Raw genomic sequence first — 21523 nt, forward strand, 5'->3', positions numbered from 1 at the left:
CGCGGCATGTTCGGATTGCCGACCCTGGTTCGATACTTCGCCCTCGAGGCGGGCAGGTCGGACCGACCGACGTCGCCGCCCCTCCCTCGCCGACGAATGGTGGCCGGGCCCGTCCCGGTCGAAGGAGTCGTATGCATCCCCCCTCCCCGCGCCACCCCGGCCTGGTCCGGCGCTGCAGGAACGCCGCGGTCCGGGTCCTCGCCCTGCTGCTGACCGCAGCAGCCGCCGTCGTGTTCGTCCAGCCCGGGCCGGCCGGTGCCGCCACCACCCGGCAGATCGCCGTGCCGACCGCCCCCATGGGGTGGGCGTCCTGGAACAGCTTCGCCGCCAAGATCGACTACAACGTCATCAAGCAGCAGGTCGACGCGTTCGTCGCGGCGGGCCTGCCCGCGGCCGGCTACCAGTACGTCAACATCGACGAGGGCTGGTGGCAGGGCACCCGTGACGGCGCGGGCAACATCACCGTCGACGAGACGGAGTGGCCCGGCGGCATGGCCGCCATCGCCGACTACATCCACAGCAAGGGTCTCAAGGCCGGCATCTACACCGACGCCGGAAAGGACGGCTGCGGCTACTACTTCCCGACCGGCCGCCCCGCCGCCCCGGGCAGCGGCAGCGAGGGCCACTACGAGCAGGACATGCTCCAGTTCTCCCGGTGGGGCTTCGACTTCGTGAAGGTCGACTGGTGCGGCGGTGACGCCGAGGGCCTCGACGCGGCGACGACGTACCGGGCGATCAGCGACGCCGTCGGCAAGGCCACCGCCACCACCGGCCGCCCGCTGACCCTGTCGATCTGCAACTGGGGCTACCAGAACACCTGGAACTGGGCCCCGGGCCTCGCCCCCATGTTCCGCACCAGCACCGACATCGTCTACTGGGGCAACAAGCCCTCCACGACGAGCATGTTGTCCAACTTCGACCAGGGCCTGCACCCCACCGCCCAGCACACCGGCTACTACAACGACCCGGACATGCTGATGGTCGGCATGGACGGCTTCACCGCCGCCCAGAACCGCACCCACATGAACCTGTGGGCCGTCTCCGGCGCCCCGCTCCTCGCCGGCAACAACCTCGCGACGATGACCGCCGAGACCGCCGCCGTCCTCAAGAACCCCGAGGTCATCGCCGTCGACCAGGACCCGCGCGGCCTCCAGGGCGTCAAGGTCGCCGAGGACACCAGCGGGGCGCAGGTGTACGGCAAGGTCCTCGCCGGAACCGGCAAGCGCGCCGTGGTCCTGCTCAACCGCACCTCCACGGCACGGAACATCACCGTGCGCTGGTCCGACCTGGGCCTGACGAACGCCTCCGCGACCGTCCGCGACCTGTGGGCCCGCGCCGACGTCGGCACCTACGCCACGAGCTACACCGCGAACGTCCCGGCGGGCGGCTCGGTGATGCTCACCGTCACCGGCGGCACCGAGGCGTCCGGCAGCACCTACCCCGGCACCGCGAGCTTCTCCGGAGTCGTCGCCGGCACCACCGGCCTGAAGGTCGTCGACGTCGCCTACACCAACACCTCCACCACCGCCCGCACCGCGACCCTGAAGGTCAACGGCCAGACGGCGACGACGGTGTCCTTCCCGCCCACCGGCTCCGCGCAGGGGACGATCACCCTCCAGGTCTCCCTCTCGAAGGGCTCGACGAACACGCTCGCCTTCACCGGCGCCCCCGCCCTCGCCGACATCACCGTCCGCCCCCTGCCCGGCACCGACGGCGCCCTCGTCGTCGGCAGGCAGTCCGCCCGCTGCCTGGACCTCTACAACAACACCATCACCAACGGCACCCAGGCCGAGCTGTGGGACTGCAACGGCGGTTCCAACCAGGCCTGGACGTACACCTCCCGCAAGGAACTCGTGGTGTACGGCAACAAATGCCTGGACGCCTACAACCTCGGCACCACCAACGGCACCAAGGTCGTCATCTGGGACTGCAACGGTCAGAACAACCAGAAGTGGAACGTCAACGCCGACGGCACCCTCACCAACGTCCACTCCGGCCTCTGCCTCGACGCCTACGGCGCGGGCACGGCCAACCGCACCCCGATGGTGCTGTGGACCTGCGGCACCGGCGCCAACCAGAAGTGGACCCTGACCTGACGGCCAGCGTTCCCGACACCGCCCGGCCGGCCCCCCGCGTGCGCGGGGCCGACCGGGCGGGCTCCGCCGCCTACTCGTCCCACGCCTGGATCATCGTCTGCTCGACGATCTTCCCGTCCCGCAGCGAGATCATCGACTCGGCGAGGACGCGCACACCGTCGGGGTACTCGCAGGACTCGCTGAACGCGGCCCGGTCGCCCTGGACGACGCAGTCCTCCAGCCTGTGCGTCATCTCGCGGCTGTAGACGTCGTCGAGCATCCGGGCGATCTCGTCGCGGCCGTGCAGCACGGTGGGCCGGCTGGGCCGGCTGTTGTGGTCGACGACGCGCAGCTCCGCGTCGTCCGCGTACAGCGACAGCAACGTCGTCGCCGTACGTCCTTCTATGCCCCTGCGCAGAGCCTCGGTGTCGAACGCGGAGCCTGCCGACGTACTCATGGTGACCTCCTGCGAGGGCCGCGACCGAGGGGAGGACGGGCCGCCGTGCCCCACCTCCGAGGCTCCTCCGCCCCACCCCGGTCGGCAAGCGCGGACGGCGGGCTGCGCCTGTCGGGTGAGCAGTCCCGTCCACCCGTGTCCGCGAGGCGGCGCGGCGCGTTGCTGGGGGCATGATCTCCACTCGACGCATCGTCGCCGCCGCCGCGATCGCCGCCGGGGCCGTGGGCCTCGCCGCGCCCCTGGCGAACGCGGCCGACGCCCCGGCCTCCGGCCCGATCAACCCGATGACCACGCTGGACTCGCTCGCCGCGAGCGGCATCCCCGCCGAGCAGCGCGAGGCGCTCCCGCCGGTCTCGCGCCAGCTCGGGGAGCTGAACAAGATCAACCCGAACCAGCTGAGGGAACTGCACCAGCTCACCGACCTCGTCGCCCCCGTCACCGGCCTGCTGCCCGCCGTCGAGACCTGAGCCGTCGCCCAGCCCGGCGCAGGGGGCCGTCCGGACACTCCGGGCGGCCCCCTGCCGCGTCACTCGGCGGTCGCCAGGAACTGCGTCGCCGCCAGCTCCGCGTACAGCGGATCGGCCGCCACCAGCTCCCGGTGCGTGCCTACCGCACGCACCCGGCCGGCGTCCATGACGACGATCCGGTCGGCCGTCGTCACCGTCGACAGCCGGTGCGCGACGACGAGCACGGTCGTCGTCCGGGCCACGTCGGCGACCGTGTCGCGCAGGGCCGCCTCGTTCACCGCGTCCAGCTGCGAGGTCGCCTCGTCGAGCAGCAGCAGCCGCGGGCCGCGCAGCAGCGCGCGGGCGATCGACACCCGCTGCCGCTCCCCGCCGGACAGCTTCGTCCCCCGGTGGCCGACCAGCGTCTCCAGCCCCTGCGGCAGCCGCGCCACCAGATCGTCGAGCCGGGTCGTCTTCAGCACCCGCCGCACCGCCTCCTCGTCGGCGTCCGGATTGCCCAGCAGCAGGTTGTCGCGCAGGGTGCCCGACAGCACGGGCGCGTCCTGCTCCACGTACCCGATGGCGGACCGCAGACGCGCCAGCTCCCAGTCGGGCAGGGCACGGCCGTCGACGGTGATCGTGCCGGACTCGGGGTCGTAGAACCGCTCGATCAGGGAGAACACCGTCGTCTTGCCCGCCCCCGACGGCCCGACGAACGCCGTCATGCCCCGCGCCGGAACCTCGAAGCTCACCCCGTGGTGGACGTACGGCAGATCCTCGGCGTAGCGGAAACGGACGTCGTCGAAGGCGAGCGAGGCCGGCTCGGCGGCCGGTGACGGCAGCGGCGCGGACCCGGCGGCGGGCTCGGCCGGCAGCCGCAGCGCCTCCTGGATGCGCCCGAGCGCCGCCGCGCCGGTCTGGTACTGGGTGATCGCGCCGACGACCTGCTGGATCGGCGACATCAGATAGAAGACGTACAGCAGGAACGCCACCAGCGTCCCGACGTCGATCGCGCCCGTCGCGACCCGCGCCCCGCCGACCGCCAGCACCGTGATGAAGGCCGTCTGCATCGCCAGACCGGCCGTGTTGCCCGCCGCCGCCGTCCACTTGGCGGCGCGCACGCTCTGCCGCCACGACTCCTCCGCCGCCGCGTGCAGCGCCCGCTCCTCGCGGCCCTCGGCGCCGGACGCCTTGACCGTGCGCAGCGCGCCGAGCACCCGCTCCAGCGAGGCGCCCATCACGCCGACGGCGTCCTGCGCCCGCCGGCTCGCCCGGTTGATGAGCGGCACGATCACACCGAGCAGCGCGCCCGCGACCACGATCACCGCGAGCGTGACCCCGAGCAGCACCGGATCCACCACGCCCATCAGCACCACGGTCGCCACGAGGGTCAGCCCGCCGGTGCCCAGACCGACCAGCGAGTCGGAGGTGACCTCCCGCAGCAGGGTCGTGTCGGAGGTGATGCGCGCCATCAGGTCACCCGGCTCGCTGCGGTCCACCGCCGTGATCCGCAGCCGCAGCAGGTACGACGACAGCGCGCGCCGCGCCTCCAGCACCACCGACTCGGCCGTCCGCCGCAGCACGTACGAACCCAGGGCGCCCACCACCGCGTTGGCCAGGACCAGTGCCGACAGCGCGAGCAACGCACCGGTGATCGCCCGGTCGTGCCCCAGGTCGTCGATCAGCCCCCGCGCCACCAACGGCAGCAGCAGCCCGGTCGCCCCGGTGACCAGCGAGAGCAGGGCCCCCACCAGCAGGGCCCAGCGGTGCGGCCGTACGTAGCCGAGCAGCAGGCGCCACGGAGGCGGGACGGCGGCTGGTCGTTCAGTGCTCACGGGGCTCCTCGGGACGGGTGTTCGGGTGGCGCCGTTCAGGCTACGGGGCGAGCCCCGGCAGCTGGCCGGAACCAGGTCCTCCGGCCGATGACCGGCCCTGTTGGCCGTGCCCGCACCGATCGGTCACGCGTAGGGTCGGGGCAACGGTTGGCCGCCGACGAAAGGGACAGTGCCATGGCGCAGGAAGTGCGCGGTGTGATCGCACCGGGCAAGGACGAGCCGGTGAGGGTGGAGACGATCGTGGTGCCGGACCCCGGTCCCGGCGAAGCCGTGGTACGGATCCAGGCCTGCGGGGTGTGCCACACCGACCTGCACTACAGGCAGGGCGGCATCAACGACGAGTTCCCCTTCCTGCTCGGCCACGAGGCCGCCGGCGTCGTGGAGTCCGTGGGCGAGGGCGTCACCGACGTGGCGCCGGGGGATTTCGTGATCCTCAACTGGCGCGCCGTGTGCGGCCGGTGCCGCGCGTGTCTGCGGGGCCGGCCCTGGTACTGCTTCGACACCCACAACGCGCGGCAGAAGATGACCCTCACGGACGGCACCGAGCTGTCACCGGCGCTGGGCATCGGGGCGTTCGCGGAGAAGACGCTGGTGGCGGCCGGGCAGTGCACCAAGGTGGACCCCTCGGTGTCACCGGCGGTGGCCGGGCTGCTGGGCTGCGGGGTGATGGCCGGCATCGGAGCGGCGATCAACACCGGGGGCGTCACCCGGGGCGACAGCGTGGCCGTGATCGGCTGCGGCGGGGTCGGTGACGCGGCGATCGCCGGGGCCGGCCTGGCCGGCGCGGCGAGGATCATCGCCGTGGACATCGATGACCGCAAGCTCGCCACCGCCCGCACGATGGGCGCCACCCACACGGTCAACTCCCGCGAGACGGACCCGGTCGAGGCGATCCGCGAACTCACCGGCGGCTTCGGCGCGGACGTGGTCATCGAGGCCGTCGGCCGCCCGGAGACCTACCGGCAGGCGTTCTACGCCCGCGACCTCGCCGGAACGGTGGTCCTGGTGGGTGTGCCCACCCCGGAGATGAAGCTGGAACTGCCCCTCCTCGACGTGTTCGGGCGGGGCGGCGCGCTGAAGTCCTCCTGGTACGGCGACTGTCTGCCCTCCCGGGACTTCCCGATGCTGATCGACCTGCACCTGCAGGGCCGCCTGGACCTGGAGGCCTTCGTGACCGAGACGATCCGGCTCGACGAGGTGGAGAAGGCGTTCGAGCGGATGCACCACGGCGACGTGCTGCGCTCGGTGGTGGTGCTGTGATGGCCGCGCGCATCGAACGCCTCGTCACCTCCGGGCAGTTCACCCTCGACGGCGGCACCTGGGACGTCGACAACAACGTCTGGATCGTGGGCGACGACCACGAGGCCGTCGTCATCGACGCCGCCCACGACGCCGACGCCATCCTCGCCGCCGTCGGCGACCGCCGCCTCACGGCGATCGTCTGCACCCACGCCCACAACGACCACATCGGCGCCGCGCCCGCCCTCGCGGACCGCACGGGCGCGACGATCTGGCTGCACCCCGACGACCTGCCGCTGTGGAAGCTGACCCACCCCCACCGCGAACCCGACGCCCACCTCGCCGACGGCCAGGTCATCGAGGCCGCCGGCGCCGACCTCACGGTCCTGCACACCCCCGGGCACGCGCCCGGCGCGGTCTGCCTGTACGACCCCGGGCTCGGCGTCCTCTTCACCGGCGACACCCTCTTCCAGGGCGGCCCCGGCGCCACCGGCCGCTCCTACTCCCACTTCCCGACGATCATCGACTCCATCCGCGACCGGCTCCTGACCCTCCCGCCCGCCACGAAGGTCCTCACCGGCCACGGTGATCCCACCACGATCGGCGAGGAGGCACCCCACCTTCAGGAGTGGATCGTCCGGGGCCATTGAGGTGCGCTGTGCCCGCCTGAGCCACGCGGCCTGATCGGGCGCTCGTAGTGCAAGGACCCCTGAGAGCTCCGAACAAAAGGGAGCCCGGCTCGCGATGCCCGGCACGCACGCTCGCCGCGTTGCCGAAAGCCCCTGGCAGCTCCGCTGCGAGGAGCTTCCGGCGCCTTGTGATGGCACGTACCGGATGCCGCGAGCTGAACGGCCTCCCCTCTTGTTCGCAGCTCTGAGCCGCCGGGTGACACCGACCGCCGCCGGTCGGGTGACTCCTTTTGAAAAGGCGACAGGAGATGTCCGGGTTCCGCGCGATCCTCGATGACGCCATCGACGGAACACACTCAGGAGGTCGGACATGTCCGGTCCGCTGGAAGGCAAGGTCGCGCTGGTCGCGGGGGCGACCCGAGGTGCGGGGCGCGGCATCGCCGTGGAACTCGGGGCGGCCGGGGCGACCGTCTACGTCACCGGGCGCTCCACCCGCGCACGCCGCTCCGAGTACGACCGTCCCGAGACTCTCGAGGACACCGCCGACCTCGTCACCGAGGCCGGCGGCCGGGGGATCGCCGTCCCCACCGACCACCTCGACCCCGCCCAGGTCCGCACGCTCGTCGGGCGGATCGCGGACGAACAGGGCCGCCTCGACGTCCTGGTCAACGACATCTGGGGCGGCGAGAACCTCTTCCAGCCGGACACCCCCGTCTGGGAGCACGACCTCGACAACGGCCTGAGGCTGCTGCGGCTCGCCGTCGAGACGCACGCCATCACCAGCCACCACGCGCTGCCGCTGCTGCTGCGCCACCCCGGGGGCCTGGTCGTCGAGGTCACCGACGGCACCGCCGAGTACAACCGTGACACCTACCGGGTGAACCTCTTCTACGACCTCGCCAAGGCGTCCGTGCTGCGCATGGCCTTCGCCCTCGCCCACGAACTCGGCCCGCGCGGCGCCACCGCCCTCGCGCTCACCCCCGGCTGGCTGCGCTCGGAGATCATGCTCGAAGAGTTCGGTGTGGGCGAGGACAACTGGCGCGACGCCCTCGACCGCGTGCCCCACTTCGCCATCTCCGAGACGCCCCGGTACGTCGGCCGCGCGGTCGCCGCCCTCGCCGCCGACCCCGAGGTGGCCCGCTTCAACGGACAGTCCCTCTCCAGCGGCGGCCTGGCCCCGGTGTACGGCTTCACCGACCTCGACGGCAGTCGCCCCGACGCCTGGCGCTACCTGGTCGAGGTAGCGGACGCGGGCAAGCCGGCGGACACCACGGGATACCGGTGAGGGGCGGCCGGCCCCTCACCGGTATCCCGTGAGGGGCCGGCCGGCGTCCGCACGCGGGGTGCGGACGCCTCCAGCGGCGGTCCCCTCACCCCGGGTGGGGACGCCTCCCGCCTCGGCCCTGCGGCGGGGGAGCCGACACTCCGGCGTGACCGACTCCTCCACGACGCCTCGGCGCAGCCCGGTGCGCACCGCCCGCCCGGGGCAAGTTCACCGTTTCGTCACAGCTCGGGCGTGACCACAACCAACGCTCCCACCCACGGGTCTAGTGGTGCAGGCGAACGAGACCGCCGCACACCACGCCAGGGAGAGAGCAGCCATGGGGGACATACGCAGACGAGGAGCCGTAGCGCTCGGGGTCACCGCACTGGTGGCGCCGTTGACGCTCGTGCTGGGCGCGGCGCCGGCGCAGGCCGCGAGCTGTACCACGCAGGCCGGGCCGTACCAGAAGCAGGTGGAGAAGTTCCTCGGACGGCCCGTCGACGGCAAGCAGTCGACCGCCGACTGCAAGGCCATCCGGGCCTTCCAGAACAAGCACGGCATCACGCCGAACATCGGCTACGCGGGGCCCGTCACCTGGGGTGTGATGGACCTCATGAACAAGCAGAAGGCCGTGGGCAACAAGCCGAACAAGGACGGCAAGTGCCCGACCAACAAGGGCCGCATCGCCTGCGTCAACCTCAGCCTCCAGCTCAGCTGGATCCAGGACGGCGGCAAGCTCGTCTACGGGCCCGTCCCGGTGCGCACCGGCCGCAACGGGTACGAGACCCGCACCGGCCTGAAGAAGGTCTACTGGCGCAACATCGACCACGTGTCGAGCATCTACCACGTGCCGATGCCCTACAGCCAGTTCTTCGACGGCGGCCAGGCCTTCCACTCCGTCGGGGTGAGCATGTGGAACCCGCCGGGCTCGCACGGCTGCGTCAACATGACCCCGACCGCCGCGAAGAAGTACTGGTCGCTGCTGAAGAAGGGCGACGACGTCTTCGTGTACGGCCGCAAGCCGGGCACCTGACGGACGGCGGGGGCGGGCAGACGGACGTGATCAGCAACACGTCCGTTTTGTCCGTTTAACTAGGTATTACTCACGGCGCCTTCACCTCCGACACCGTAAGATTCACACCATGTCCACCACTGTTGAACCCCTCTCCGAGCGATCGGCCGAAGAGGTCAACGAGGAGATCCGGGCCCTGTGGCTCCGGTCGGGCGGGACACTGAGCGTCGAGCAGCGCGAGGAGTACCGGCGGCTCGTCCTGGAGTGGGCCGCCGCGGCCCCGCAGCCGGACGAGGCGGCCTGACAGCCGCCCGACCGCGGGGCCGTTCCACCCCCCTCGTCGTCTTCTTCGGCGGACTGCCGTCCCGCCGCATCCACTCAGCCGCCGTCACCCTCCTCGGGCAGACCGGCGGCCTTCTTCTTGCCCGGGCGGCCACCGCGCTCATCGCGGTCGGCCGCCGCCCCGGCCCGACGCCCGCTCATCCCCACGTCGTCGAGTAGTACCGCTGGTAGGCCTTGCGGTCCTGTTCGGCGCGGATGTAGCGGGTGGCGACGAGCGCGACCAGGCTCCCGGCGATCACCAGCAGGCCGGGTCCGATGTTGCGCGGGTCGGTGAGCCGGGCGGCCAGCGAGGTGCCGACCGAACCGGCCGTCGCCGGGGCCGCCGAACCCGGCGAGGCCGCGCCCGGGTCGACCGCCGCCGCCGTCGAGGAGGCGGACGGCTCCGGTTCGCCCTGCGTCGGTGCGGGCGAGCCGCCGCCGGCCGCGACGTCCGACGGCGCGGCCACGATCAGCTGTACGCCGAGCTGGGCCAGGGCCTTCGTCACCGGCTGGAAGAAGGTCGTCCCGCCCGCCGTGCAGTCGCCGCTGCCGCCCGAGGTGATGCCGAGCGCGATGCCCTCGGAGAACATCGGGCCGCCGCTGTCGCCGGACTCCGCGCACACGTCCGTCTCGATCAGCCCGGAGACCGTGCCCTCCGGGTAGTTGACCGTCGCGTCCAGGCCGGTGACCTCGCCGTCGCGCAGCCCGGTCGTGCTGCCGCTGCGGAACACCCGCTGCCCGACGGCGGCGTCGCCGACGCCCGTGATCCGCACCCCGTTGCCGTCGCCGATGGCCACGATGTCGGCGCCCTCGCCGGCGTCCCCGCCCGCGTACTGCACGAGGGCGAAGTCACCGCCCGGGAAGTTGGAGTTGACCGTGCGGCCCACCTGCCGGGTGCCCTGGCTGTCGGCGAACCAGGTGGATCCCGTGGGGCCGCAGTGCCCGGCGGTCAGGATGAAGTCGTTGCTGCCGTTGGTCACGTTGAACCCCGCCGAACAGCGCCCGCCCGCCGAGATGATGGGCTGGGCGCCGTTGAGGCGGGTGGTGAAGGTGCCGGAGGTGCGCTCCATGCGGACGTGACTGCCGATGCCCGACGCGACCTTCGTCAGGTCGGCCCAGTCGGACGCCGACACGGTGGAGTCGCCCCGCACCACGACCTGGTTGGACTTGTAGTCCATCACCCACGCGGTCCCGGCGACCCGGGGCGCCGAACGCAGCGCCGCCGTCGCCGCCTTCAGCTCGTTCATGCTGTGCCCGACGACCTTCGCCTCGGCGCCCGCCTTGCGGACCGTCGCCGCCGAGTCCTCGTCGGTGACCGCGACGACCGGACGGCCGTCGCCGCCGATCCAGGTGCCCGCCGTGCGGGAGGCGCCGAGCTGCGCGACCAGGGCCGTCCCTGTGCTCGCCACGGACTTCGCCGGAGCGCCCGCCACCGTCGGCGGGGCGGGCGTCTCGCTCGCCACGGCCGCCCGCGCGACCATGGCCCCTCCCAGGAGGAGTCCGCCGACTGCCGCCAGCCGCGTCACTCGCCGGACGGTCCGTCGTCGTACGTGCCTCATGCATGGCTCCCGAAACCCCGAACGCGCGGTACGACACCGCGGGGCCCTCCGGTCCTTGAGCGCCCTCATCTCCATACGTGCGGAAAGCCGTCGGTGTTCAGCCGCGCGTGATCGTCTCAGAGCTTGCGGGCCACCCCGCCGAACATGGCGACCTCCTCCGGCTGTTCGCCCCCGGTCGGCTCCGGCCGCCAGCGCGAGCACGACACCACGCCGGGCTCCAGCAGCTCCAGACCGTCGAAGAACCGGGCGACCGCCTCCGGCGTGCGCTGGGTGAGCTTCGGCGTGCCGTGCTCGTTCCAGAACTTCACCGCCTCGTCCACGTCCGGCATCGACGGGGAGGTGACGGTGTGCGACAGCACCAGGTGGCTGCCCGGCGGCAGTTCGTCGACCAGCCGCCGCACCAGGGCGTACGGGTCCTCGTCGTCACCGATGAAGATGACCACGCCGAGCAGGATCAGCGCGACCGGCTTGCTGAAGTCCAGGGTCTTCGCGGCGTGTTCGAGGATCGCGTCGACGTTGCGCAGGTCCTCGTCCAGGTAGTCGGTGCGGCCCTCGGGCGTGCTGGTGAGCAGGGCGCGGGCGTGGGCGAGGACCAGCGGGTCGTTGTCGACGTAGACGATCCGCGCGTCCGGGGCCTCGCGCTGGGCGACCTCGTGCGTGTTGTCGGCGGTCGGCAGGCCGGTGCCGATGTCGAGGAACTGGCGTATCCCGGCGTCCGCCACCAGGTGGCGCACGGCCCGCCCGAGGAAGAGCCGGTCGGCGCGCGCGTACTCGCCTATGCCCGGGTGCAGTTGGCGGATCTGGTCGCCGGCCGCGCGGTCGACCTCGTAGTTGTCCTTGCCGCCCAGCCAGTAGTTCCAGATGCGGGCGGTGTGCGGCTGGGCGGTGTTGATGCGGTCGCGCAGCGACTGCGCCGCGGCGTCCACGGCCGGCGGGTTCTCGGTCACGGATCAGCTCCTGTGCTGCCTGGTGGGGGAGGCCTCGGACGCGGGACCGAGGCAGCCGAACACGCTCGTCGAACGTGTTCGAGCGTTCGTCAAGGAGCAATCTAGACGGCCGAGTTGACCGCCGTGCGAGGTCCCCCGCTTTCCCCCGCCGGACCGAGCCGCGCCCAGCTGCGCTCGTCGGCCCAGACCGCCCGCTCACCGGTGTACGGGCGCAGCAGCGCGGTCAGGGCCGGATCGCCGCGACCGTTCAGCTCGTCGGAGGCGATCTTCCGGGCGATCCCCGCGAGGAAGTCGGCGAGCTGCACCCGGGCGTCGCACCGCGCCTGCACGAGCCGCAGCCCCGCGAGCGCGATGCCCCGCCGGTGCGCGGTGGCCTCGATCCAGGCGATGCGGTCGGGGGTGAGCATGTTCTGCCGGTCGTGGGTGAGCAGCACCGGACGGCCGCCGGTGCTCCAGTGCGCGGCCGTGGACAGCACGGACGGCAGCAGCGGGTTGAGCAACGGAGTCAGCACGAAAGGCCCCTCCCGGATGTCCGCCCGATAGGCGAGGGCCCGCGTCCGGGTGGGGGCGAGTCGCGCCAGCACGTGTGCCGCCTCGGTGCCGGAATACGTCCGCCGCAGCCGGTCGACCGTGCGGAAGAACTCCCCGACCGGTGTTTCGGAGGGGTCGTTCGTCCGCACGCGCAGCAGGTGGTTGGCGGCCTCCAGGAACTCCCGCCAGTCCGTCTCCCGGAAGCGTCCGCGTGCGTCGCGGAAGAGCCCGACCGCCGGCGCGGGATCGTCGAGCAGCAGGTCGACGGCCCGGTCCACGACGAAGAAGGCCTTGTCGACGAGATGCACATGTGCCCGGCCGTACAGCGGCCCGGCGGGCGAGAGCAGCCATTCCAGAACCGCCCGGTGCTTCTCCCGCAGCAAGTGGTTCGCCTTGTACTCCTCGGCGGGCGAACGGATCCGGTCGCGGATCTCCTGGACGTGCGCGGCGGCCGTCTCCACGGGCAGCCGCACACTGGCGTGGGCGAACACATCCGTGTTCCCGCCGGTGAGGTTCTCCCCGTCCGACCCCGACTCGTCGCAGGCCACGTCAAGGATGCCGGCCGCGTCCGCGACGGATGTCCCGTTCACATGCTCCCAGGTCACACCACAGCCCCCAATCTCGTGCCCACGACCAGGATCCCGCACGGAACGCCCGGTGAACCTGATCCCGCGAGGCCGCCGGAGAATCCTGGGGCCGTGCGCCGGGACGGCGGCGGCCATGGCCGATGACAGCGGCACGGAGCTCTGGGAGCTCCGAACAGAAGGGGGCCCGGCTCGCGCCACCCGGCACCCACGCTCGCCGCGTTGCCGGAAGCCCCTGGTAGCTCCGCTACGAGCGTCCGGCGCCTTGCGATCGCACGCACCGGACGCCGCGACCCGAAGGACGGGGAGGTGAAGGCCCGACCGGACCGGGCCTCGGCGTGGAGCTCGACACGGACGCCCTCGAGCGGCTGCACCGCCGCTGCCTCGACTCCGGGATGCGCCGCCGCGACGGCACCGGCCACGCGGCGCGTCCAGCCGGACTGCACGCGGCGGCTGCCGAGGTGGTGAGACACGCCCCTGCCTAGACTTCCGGACATGGACGACACGGCACTGGACGCGCTGGCGGCGGGCAAGTACCTGCTGATCACCAGCTACCGCAAGGACGGCACCCCGGTCGCCACCCCGGTGTGGGTGGTGCGCGACGGGCAGGCACTCGGCGTGTGGACGGCCGCCGACTCCTGGAAGGTGAGGCGGATCCGTGCCCGCGCGGACGTCCTCGTCGGCCCCTGCGACCTGCGGGGCAGGCCGACGGGCAAGCAGGTCCCGGCCACCGCGGAGATCTGCGACGCCGCCACGTCCGCCCGTTACCGCACGCTGATCGCCCGCAAGTACGGCATCACCGGGCGGCTCTCCCTCCTGGGCAGTCGGCTGCGCCGCGGCACGGACGGGACGGTCGGTATCCGCGTCACCCTGTGACCGGGGACCGGGGGCACGAGAACGGGGCACGGACCGACCGGCCCTGCCCCGTCCTCACCGCGAGGTCACGACGCGTCCAGCACCGTGCCCGTCATGATCGGCATGCCGGGCTCCGGCCGCCCCTCGGGGTCGACCAGCTGCAACCGGAGCGACTCGACCGGCTCGGCCACCCGGTCCGTGACCGTCGGCACCGTCAGATCGAAGCCGGTGCTGCCGGCCGGGATGTCCACCGACAGCCAGGCGTCGAGCGAGGACAGCGTCCGCTCCGGGTCGGGTTCGTGCCCGGAGACCTCCTCCAGCCAGCGCGGGTCGACGTCCTTGGTGGACAGCTCAGCGCCCTCGGTGACGGCCCGGATCGCCGTGGGGAACCACAGGTCCACTCCGGCCGCCTCGGACAGCGACACCCGCCAGGTCAGCGACTGCCCCTCCGTCACCCGGTCCGCGACCGGCGTCACCGTGACCGTCGGCATGGGGTCGTCGTTCTCCGCGGTCACCCCGCCCCGGTGCGCGCCGACGACGGCGCCCCGCACCGCCTTCACGGCGATGTCGTGGCTCACGTCGTAGCCGAACCGCGTGTCGCCCGTCACCCGGACCGGTACGTCGATGGTGTTGCCGCCGGGCCGCACGGTGACCAGTCTGTCCGTGCCCCGGCCGGTCAGCTCGTCCAGGACGTAGACCCGGACCTGGCCGGTGCCCCGCCCGGTGACGCCGACCGGGATCCGGTAGGTGCGGGTGCCGGAGTCACCCTCCTTGACGACGGTGCGGCCGACGTCCACGCGCGGCAGCACGGCCGCCTGCACGGCGGGCGTGCCGGGCGCCCAGCCCCAGGCGTCCATCAGCCAGGCCTGCCCGGACCGCGAACGCGGGGTCAGCTCCAGGGACTTGACGTGCTTCAGGTCGAGCCGGGCGCGGGTGGCCAAGGTCAGCGGCACACGGACCTCGCGGGCCCAGTGGGAGGCGGTGCGCTCACTGCCGGGCAGGCCGTCCACCCGGACCCCGCCGAGCTTCGCGCGGCGTCCGGCGGTGTCGGTGACGGTGACGTCGAGCTGGGTGCCGGTGGTGTTCGGCGGCACGATCACCCGCAGCGCCAGCTCCTGGGCGCCGGCGAGGGACAGGGGGGCGGCGGGCGTCACACGCGCCGCCGTACCGGGCGCCGACCACTTCAGGGCGACCGCGCGGCGGCCGCTCTCCCGTTCGGTCTCCCACCAGGCGAAGTGCGGGGACGATCCGCCGGATTCGCGGTCGAGGCAGGACGCGGCCGGATCCGGGTCGACCGCCGAGCACAGCCGCGCCCCGGTCACCTTCACCGGGCCGTCGGGCAGCAGACCGCCGGTGCGGCGCGCGCCCACGGCGTGGGTCAGCACCCGGGCGGGGTCGGCGGACGGGGCGCGCCTGCCGGAGCCGTCCAGCAGCGGACGCACCCGGTCGTCGCCGGCGACGAACAGCCTGGCCGCCGCGGCGATGTAGCTCGCGCCCGCCCGGTGCTGCTGGTCGGGGGTGAGGCGGGTCGCGGTCCCGGTCGAGCACACCGGGTCGCGCTGCTCCTCGTCCTCCCAGAAGTCGTCCCAGGAGGGGGCCTCGGACCGGCCGGGCGTCCACTCGCTGTTGAAGAAGTTGTGGTTGGCGCCGACCATGTAGACGGCGCTGTGCAGGGCGGTGCCCTTGCTGATGCCGCGCGTCCCGTCGACGTACACCTCGCCCTGGAGGTCGGAGACGTCGCCGTCGCAGCCCGGCAGGATCGTCGTCGACGGCACATCGGCGACCGGATTCTGGCCGAAGATCGTCGGTCCGATGAGGACGGTGCCGCGGATCTTCCAGCGCACCGGTCCCTTGTAGCCGTCCTGGGCGGCGGGCGCCGGGTAGAGGCTGTCCATGGCGGCCCGGTTGACGCCCTCGCCGCCGCGCGAGTGGCCGACGAGCAGGACGCGGGAGAGGTCGGCCTTGGGCGTGGTGCGCACCACGGCGGGCGCGGTGGCCGGACGGGCCGCCCAGTCGGCCCAGCGGGCGAGGTGCAGGCGCACCAGCGAGGAGCGGGCCTGGGCGCCGCCGTCGGGGGCCGCGAAGTCCTGGCCGTTGATGCCGTTCGCGGAGATCGACACCGTCACATAGCCTTGCGAGGCGAGCAGCTTCTGGTCCTGCAGATAGCCCTTGTGGCTGGGGATCGGCTTGGTGCCGGCGGGGCAGGGCCACGCGCCGCTGGCGTCGTCCTCGTCGCCGGGCGTGTAGCAGGTCGAGTGCCGGCCGTGCAGGAACAGCGCGACGGGGCGCTTGCCGAGGGCCGCGCGGGGTGAGACCACGACGGCCTTCATCTCGACCGGCGCGGCGAACCCGGGCAGTTTCACCGGGGGGAGGTCGTACTCACCGGTGACCGTGCGGTACGCCCCCGGCTTGCCGGGGTCGACGGGGTTGGCCGGCAGCGGGTCCGACGGCCGCGCCGAGGGCCGTGACGTGCGCGCGGACCTCCCCGGGTCGGCGGCGGGCGCGTCCAGGCGCCGTCCCCCCGCCAGGACCTGAAGGTCCGTCAGGGACGCGGCGTGGGCGTCGTCGAGGGCCAGCCGGAAGGTGCGGCCGTCGTCGGCCGGTCTGGGTATGCCGAGCAGTCCGTGCGCCGCGTGGAACTCCACGCGTGCGTCGCCCATGGGCACGGGCGTCTCGGACCGCCAGACCAGTTCGCGGGCGCCGTCCGGCCCGCTGACGCGCCAGCCGGGCGGCAGCGCGCCGTCGGCGGAGGCGCTCGACGGTCTGGTCTCGGACGGTAGTTGGGCTTGTGCCAGTCCCGGTGTCCCCGCCAGGGCCGCGAGCGCGGCCACGGCGGTGACACCTGTTCGCCGGGCACGGATCAAGGTCCACTCCTCACCACTTGGAGCGCGGGAGCCCCCTTCGGCACCGGGAGCCCCTCGCGTCCCGGAGGAAGCGAAACGGAGCCTGTGGGTTGCCTGTGCTCACGGAATCGGTCGGCGCAGCGCAAAGATCCGGTCAGAGCGACTGGCCGCGCGGGCCGCGGGAAAGGCCACCCCCATGAGCCGAACTCCCCCTCTGCGCGCGGCGGTCGTCGGCACCGGGCACCGCGCCCAGACCTTCACCCGGGACCTCGCCGCGCGCCCCGGCCACCGCGTCGCCGCCCTGTGCGACCCCAGCCCGACCCGCATGGCCTTCCACAACCGGCTGCTGGCCGAGGCCGGCGAGCCGCCCGCCGCGGTGTGGGACCCGGAGCAATTCACCGACCTGCTCAGCGCGGAGGGCATCGACGAGGTCGTCGTCACGACCGTCGACTCCGCCCACGACCGCTATGTCGTCCCCGCCCTGCGGGCCGGCTGCCGCGTGGTCACGGAGAAGCCGATGACCGTCGACGCGCCACGCTGCGCCCGCATCCTGGACGCCGTCCGCGAGACCGGCAACTCCCTCACCGTCGCCTTCAACTACCGCTTCAACCCGGTCCACGAGCAGGTGCGCGCGCTGCTCGCCGAGGGCGCGGTCGGCGAGATCCTCTCCGTCCACTTCGAGTGGCTGCTCGACACCCGGCACGGCGCCGACTACTTCCGCCGCTGGCACCGGGAGAAGCGGCACAGCGGCGGCCTGATGGTGCACAAGGCGAGCCACCACGTCGACCTGGTCAACTGGTGGCTGGCCGACGAACCGCGGGAGGTCTTCGGCTACGGCAGGCTCGCCTTCTACGGCCCGGAGGCGGGCACCCGCCACGGTCTGCGCCGGGAGTACGAGCGCGCCCACGGCGCCGAGGCGGCCGCCGACGACCCGTTCGCCCTGGACCTCGCGGCCGACGACACCCTGCGCGCCCTCTACCTGGACGCCGAGGGCGACGACGGCTACCACCGCGACCGTAACGTCTTCGGCGGGCCGGTCACCATCGAGGACGACATGGCCGTCCTGGTCCGCTACGCGCGCGGCGCGACGATGACGTACCACCTCACCGCGTACGCGCCGTGGGAGGGCTACCGGGTGATGGTCAACGGCAGTGCCGGCCGGCTGGAACTGGAGGTCGAGGAGAGCCGCTGGCAGCGGCCGCGGACCCGGACCGCCTCCGACCGCGGCGCGCCGCACGGTGACACGGCCGCCGGGCACGCAGGTGAAGTGCGGCTGACGCTGCGGCCGTTGTGGCGGCCACCGGTGGAGATCCCCGTCGCCGTCGCGCACGAGGCGCACGGCGGGGGAGACACCCGGATGCTCGACGCGTTGTTCGGCCCGGCGGGGCCGGACGGCCGGCCCACGGCGACCGAACGCGACGGCGCGCTCGCCCTCGCCGTCGGGCTCGCCGCCAACCGGTGCTTCGAGACCGGGGCGCCCGTGCGGATCACGGACGTGGTGCCCGCACTGGGGGAGCCGACCGCCTGAGCGCGGTCGTCAGTGCCAGGCCCGGTACGGCTCGTCGACGAGCTGGAAGACCGGTTCGCCGCGTACCGGATCCTTGGCCGTGGACAGCCGCACGCGGTCGCCGCTGTGGATGCCGATGGGCGGGCCCATGACGCGGCCCCGCACCACGAAGCCCTCGGCCATCTCGATCAGCGACACGTTGCGCGCCGAGGGCGAGTTGCGATGCACCACCGTGGAGTGGCGGACCGTCCCCGTGCCGGCGCTGCGCTCGGTGCGCAGGTCGCTGCCCTGGCACACCGGACACAGCAGCCGGTGGTACATCGCGGTGCCGCACCAGGTGCAGCGCTGGAAGAGGATCGTCTCGGTCTCCGGGCCCTGGCGGTCGAGGACGCCCGCCGAGGAGCCGGCCATCTGCTGAACGGCGTTTCCTGAGTGGTGGTACACGCTGGTCAACTCCCTGCGCTCGGCCGGAATCGAGCGTGCGCGGGTCACCCGGGCACGCAGGTGCGCGGTTCACCGTGCCACCGTGCACGCCGACAGCGTATGGCACTCAGTGCCACGCGTAAAGGCACTGCGTACCCCGATCATTCGGGGAACCGTGCGGACTGGGGGGTGTTTCGAAACACCTCCTAGCCGCGGCCGAGGGCGGTCTCGACCTCCCGCACCAGCTGCCACAGGGGTGTCTCGCGCCGCGCGACCACCACGACCACGTCGTCGGGCCGCTCCTCGGTCCACGCGACGGGGGCGACCGGGGGCGGTGCGCCGAACGCCGACTGCACGTACCCCAGTGCGTGGTCCACCGTCGCGCTCGCGTCCCCCCGCCCGTCCGAACGCAGCCAGGACCGCAGGGCGTTGTTGTGGGCGGCGACCACGGCGGCGGCGATCACGTCGGCCCGCAGGCTCCCGTCGGGCCGACCGGCGAAGCGCCCCCGCAGGTACTCGGCGAGCGCGCGCTCGTAGCGCCACACCACGGACAGCTCGTACGCGCGCAGTCCGGGCACCTGCTTGGTGAGCCGGTAGCGCTGCACGGAGAAGGCGGGGTTCTCGGCGTACATCCGCAGCACCAGCCGGGCCGCGTCGCACACCCGGCGCACCGGCTCGTGGGCCGGATCGCTCGCGGCGAGATAGGCGGTCATGTCGGCGAGGCAGCGTTCGTGGTCGGGGAAGACCACGTCCTCCTTGGAGGGGAAGTAGCGGAAGAAGGACCGCCGGCCCACTCCCGCGAGCGCCACGATGTCGTCGACGGTGGTCTGCTCGTAGCCCCGCTCCAGGAACAACCGGAAGGCCGCCGCGACCAGGGCGTCCCGCATGGGCGGCTTGGCGGTCGCGGAGTGATCGCTGGAGCTCATGGCAGGGAACGTAGCACCGGGACACCGGTGATGGCACTCAGTTCCCTCGCTGCGGGGAACCGAGTGCCCTGCGTCTTGGGGCGGGCGGCGTCAGAGCCGCTCGGCGGCCTCGACCACGTTGGTCAGCAGCATCGCCCGCGTCATGGGGCCGACCCCGCCGATCGGCGGCGCGAAGGAGCCGGCGACATCGCTGACGTCCGGGTGGACGTCCCCGAGGATGCCCTCCACCGTGCGGGTCAGGCCGACGGACAGCACGGTCGCGCCCGGCTTGATCCAGTCCGGGGTCACCAGGTGCGCGACACCGGCCGCCGCCACCACCACGTCCGCCTCCCGGGCGTGCGCGGCGACGTCCTGGGTGGCCTCGTGGCACAGCGTCACCGTGGCGTGTTCGGTGGCGCGGGTCAGGATCAGGCCCAGCGGACGGCCCACCGTGACCCCGCAGCCGATGACGCAGAACTGCTGGCCGGTGATCGGCACGTGGTGGCGGCGCAGCAGGTCGATGATGCCGCGCGGGGTGCACGGCAGCGGCCCCGGTATGCCGAGCACCAGACGGCCCAGATTCGTGGGGTGCAGGCCGTCGGCGTCCTTGACCGGGTCGATCAGCTCCAGCACGGCGTGCGTGTCGATGTGGGCGGGCAGCGGCAGCTGCACGATGAAGCCGGTGCACGCCGGGTCGGCGTTCAGCCGCAGCACCGCGGCCTCCACGTCGGCCTGGGAGGCGTCGGCGGGCAGTTCCACCCGGATCGAGGCGATGCCGACCTGGGCACAGTCCCGGTGCTTGCCGCCCACGTACGAGCGGCTGCCGGGGTCGTCGCCGACCAGGATCGTGCCGAGTCCGGGGGTGACGCCGCGCTCCTTCAGCGCCTTGACGCGGAGGGCGAGTTCGTTCTTGATGTCGGCCGCTGCGGCCTTGCCGTCGAGGAGTGTCGCGGTGGTCACGGGGGTGCACGAGCCCTTCGGGAGAAGAGAGACGGTCCTGTCATGGTACGTCCCGGCAGCCGGCGGGCGATCTCCGGCCCGGGGACGGCACCTGCCTGCCAGGGGTGTTCTCCGGGCCCGGACGGCACCTGCCCCCGGGCGGCGGCTCAGGGCTGCGGCGGCACCTGTCCGCCGGGGGGCTCCGGCCGGGGACGGCTGCTCGCCCGACAGCGTTCGCAGGCCCCGGCGCGGGAGCCGCTCTCCTGCCCGACGTACGCTTCCGCGCACCGCCCGCCCGTCCCAGGAGCCACCCGTGAGCGCTGCCCGCCCCCGACTGCTCTACGTCACCGATCTCGCCTACCCGGCCCGCGGGCGCCGCTACTGCGACGAGGACATCGTGCTGACCGCCCGGCTGCGCGCCGACTTCGACCTGGCGCTGTGCCACCCCCGGGACGCGGCCGCCCTGATGGACGCCTTCGACGGCGTCGTCGTCCGCAACAGCGGTCCCGTCCTCGGCTACCGCGAGGAGTACGACGTCTTCCGCGAGCGGGCGCTGCGCACCGGAACGCGTGTGTACAACCCGCTCACCGGCCGGGCCGACATGGCCGGCAAGCAGTACCTGCTCGACCTGAGCACCGAGGGCCTGCCGGTCATCCCCACCGTCGACCGCGTCGAGGACCTGCACCGCCTGCCCGCGGCCGACCGCTACGTGGTCAAGCCGCGGCTGGGTGCCGACTCGCTGGGCCTGCGGATCGTCGCCCCCGACGCCCTGCCCGCCCTCGCCGACGGCACCACCCTGATCCAGCCGTGCGTCGACTTCGCCTACGAGGTCTCCTTCTACTTCGTCGACGACGCCTTCCAGTACGCCCTGTACGCTCCGCACCCCGACCGCCGCTGGGAGCTCCACCGGTACGAGGCCACAGCGGCGGACCTGGAGTTCGCCCGCCGTTTCGTGCAGTGGAACGGCCTCGCGCACGGCGTCCAGCGCGTCGACGCCTGCCGCACCCCGGACGGTGCACTGCTGCTGGTGGAGCTGGAGGACCTCAACCCCTACCTGTCCCTGGACGCTCTCGACGACGCCGGACGGGACTCCTTCGTCGCGGCCCTGACCCGCTCCTTGCACCGCTTCCTCGCCGACTGAACCCCACCGCT

At 72.9% G+C, this 21523-nt stretch carries 20 protein-coding genes; 11 read left to right on the forward strand and 9 right to left on the reverse strand.

Going from position 1 to position 21523, the window contains the following annotated elements:
- Window positions 1-131: 131 nt before the first annotated feature.
- Window positions 132-2096 (forward strand): RICIN domain-containing protein, encoded by a 1965-nt coding sequence (locus tag ACZ4YY_RS12185; protein WP_468287473.1) that lies wholly within the window; start codon window positions 132-134, stop codon window positions 2094-2096.
- A 70-nt stretch (window positions 2097-2166) separates the two neighbouring features.
- Here the strand turns inward: ACZ4YY_RS12185 and ACZ4YY_RS12190 are convergent, their stop codons facing one another.
- On the reverse strand, window positions 2167-2532 hold the full coding sequence (locus ACZ4YY_RS12190; protein ID WP_468287476.1) for a nuclear transport factor 2 family protein: 366 nt from the start codon (window positions 2530-2532) through the stop codon (window positions 2167-2169).
- Between the two features lie 170 nt (window positions 2533-2702).
- On the opposite strand from ACZ4YY_RS12190, the gene ACZ4YY_RS12195 reads away from it, so the two are divergent.
- Window positions 2703-2999 (forward strand): hypothetical protein, encoded by a 297-nt coding sequence (locus tag ACZ4YY_RS12195; protein WP_468287479.1) that lies wholly within the window; start codon window positions 2703-2705, stop codon window positions 2997-2999.
- A 59-nt stretch (window positions 3000-3058) separates the two neighbouring features.
- Here the strand turns inward: ACZ4YY_RS12195 and ACZ4YY_RS12200 are convergent, their stop codons facing one another.
- On the reverse strand, window positions 3059-4813 hold the full coding sequence (locus tag ACZ4YY_RS12200; protein ID WP_468287483.1) for an ABC transporter ATP-binding protein: 1755 nt from the start codon (window positions 4811-4813) through the stop codon (window positions 3059-3061).
- A 174-nt stretch (window positions 4814-4987) separates the two neighbouring features.
- Here ACZ4YY_RS12200 and ACZ4YY_RS12205 point away from each other — a divergent pair, with 174 nt between their 5' ends.
- The 5 genes from ACZ4YY_RS12205 (at window position 4988) to ACZ4YY_RS12225 (ending at window position 9261) form a co-directional block, all read left to right on the forward strand.
- Window positions 4988-6073: an S-(hydroxymethyl)mycothiol dehydrogenase gene (locus ACZ4YY_RS12205; RefSeq protein WP_468287486.1), complete on the forward strand. Its 1086-nt coding sequence runs from the start codon at window positions 4988-4990 to the stop codon at window positions 6071-6073.
- Entirely contained in the window at window positions 6073-6702 is a 630-nt protein-coding gene (locus ACZ4YY_RS12210) for an MBL fold metallo-hydrolase (RefSeq protein ID WP_468287489.1), read from the forward strand. Before ACZ4YY_RS12205 ends, ACZ4YY_RS12210 begins: the two co-directional genes overlap by 1 nt.
- Window positions 6703-7051: 349 nt before the next feature.
- Window positions 7052-7966 (forward strand): SDR family oxidoreductase, encoded by a 915-nt coding sequence (locus tag ACZ4YY_RS12215; protein WP_468287492.1) that lies wholly within the window; start codon window positions 7052-7054, stop codon window positions 7964-7966.
- 316 nt (window positions 7967-8282) lie between these two features.
- The gene (locus ACZ4YY_RS12220; RefSeq protein WP_468287495.1) at window positions 8283-8978 is read left to right on the forward strand and encodes a L,D-transpeptidase family protein; all 696 of its coding nucleotides are present in this window, start codon (window positions 8283-8285) and stop codon (window positions 8976-8978) included.
- Window positions 8979-9087: 109 nt separating this feature from the next.
- Entirely contained in the window at window positions 9088-9261 is a 174-nt protein-coding gene (locus ACZ4YY_RS12225) for a hypothetical protein (protein WP_468287498.1), read from the forward strand.
- Between the two features lie 175 nt (window positions 9262-9436).
- Here ACZ4YY_RS12225 and ACZ4YY_RS12230 read toward each other — a convergent pair whose 3' ends face one another.
- From ACZ4YY_RS12230 to ACZ4YY_RS12240, 3 genes are all read right to left on the reverse strand, one after another.
- Complete coding sequence (locus ACZ4YY_RS12230) at window positions 9437-10837, reverse strand: S1 family peptidase (protein WP_468287501.1); 1401 nt, start codon at window positions 10835-10837, stop codon at window positions 9437-9439.
- A 116-nt stretch (window positions 10838-10953) separates the two neighbouring features.
- The gene (locus ACZ4YY_RS12235) at window positions 10954-11784 is read right to left on the reverse strand and encodes an SAM-dependent methyltransferase (RefSeq protein ID WP_468287504.1); all 831 of its coding nucleotides are present in this window, start codon (window positions 11782-11784) and stop codon (window positions 10954-10956) included.
- A gap of 101 nt (window positions 11785-11885) precedes the next feature.
- The gene (locus ACZ4YY_RS12240; protein WP_468287507.1) at window positions 11886-12905 is read right to left on the reverse strand and encodes a hypothetical protein; all 1020 of its coding nucleotides are present in this window, start codon (window positions 12903-12905) and stop codon (window positions 11886-11888) included.
- A gap of 332 nt (window positions 12906-13237) precedes the next feature.
- Here ACZ4YY_RS12240 and ACZ4YY_RS12245 point away from each other — a divergent pair, with 332 nt between their 5' ends.
- Both ACZ4YY_RS12245 and ACZ4YY_RS12250 read left to right on the forward strand, forming a co-directional pair.
- Window positions 13238-13384 carry a hypothetical protein gene (locus ACZ4YY_RS12245; RefSeq protein WP_468287510.1) on the forward strand — a complete coding sequence of 49 codons (147 nt, stop codon included), beginning with the start codon at window positions 13238-13240 and terminating at the stop codon, window positions 13382-13384.
- Window positions 13385-13394: 10 nt separating this feature from the next.
- On the forward strand, window positions 13395-13775 hold the full coding sequence (locus ACZ4YY_RS12250) for a PPOX class F420-dependent oxidoreductase (protein ID WP_468287513.1): 381 nt from the start codon (window positions 13395-13397) through the stop codon (window positions 13773-13775).
- 65 nt (window positions 13776-13840) lie between these two features.
- Here the strand turns inward: ACZ4YY_RS12250 and ACZ4YY_RS12255 are convergent, their stop codons facing one another.
- A complete protein-coding gene (locus ACZ4YY_RS12255; RefSeq protein WP_468287516.1) occupies window positions 13841-16618 on the reverse strand; it encodes a hypothetical protein in 2778 nt (925 codons plus the stop codon).
- Between the two features lie 175 nt (window positions 16619-16793).
- On the opposite strand from ACZ4YY_RS12255, the gene ACZ4YY_RS12260 reads away from it, so the two are divergent.
- A complete protein-coding gene (locus ACZ4YY_RS12260; protein ID WP_468287519.1) occupies window positions 16794-18125 on the forward strand; it encodes a Gfo/Idh/MocA family protein in 1332 nt (443 codons plus the stop codon).
- Window positions 18126-18134: 9 nt separating this feature from the next.
- Here ACZ4YY_RS12260 and ACZ4YY_RS12265 read toward each other — a convergent pair whose 3' ends face one another.
- The 3 genes from ACZ4YY_RS12265 to ACZ4YY_RS12275 form a co-directional block, all read right to left on the reverse strand.
- Entirely contained in the window at window positions 18135-18548 is a 414-nt protein-coding gene (locus tag ACZ4YY_RS12265) for a Zn-ribbon domain-containing OB-fold protein (protein ID WP_468287521.1), read from the reverse strand.
- Window positions 18549-18733: 185 nt separating this feature from the next.
- A complete protein-coding gene (locus ACZ4YY_RS12270; protein WP_468287724.1) occupies window positions 18734-19414 on the reverse strand; it encodes a TetR family transcriptional regulator in 681 nt (226 codons plus the stop codon).
- A gap of 129 nt (window positions 19415-19543) precedes the next feature.
- Window positions 19544-20392: a bifunctional methylenetetrahydrofolate dehydrogenase/methenyltetrahydrofolate cyclohydrolase gene (locus ACZ4YY_RS12275; protein ID WP_468287523.1), complete on the reverse strand. Its 849-nt coding sequence runs from the start codon at window positions 20390-20392 to the stop codon at window positions 19544-19546.
- 292 nt (window positions 20393-20684) lie between these two features.
- Between ACZ4YY_RS12275 and ACZ4YY_RS12280 the strand changes: the two genes are divergently transcribed.
- Window positions 20685-21512, forward strand: coding sequence for an ATP-grasp domain-containing protein (locus ACZ4YY_RS12280; RefSeq protein WP_468287525.1), 828 nt, complete (start codon window positions 20685-20687; stop codon window positions 21510-21512).
- Window positions 21513-21523 lie beyond the last annotated feature (11 nt).

It is taken from the genome of Streptomyces sp. NPDC030143 (assembly GCF_055573695.1).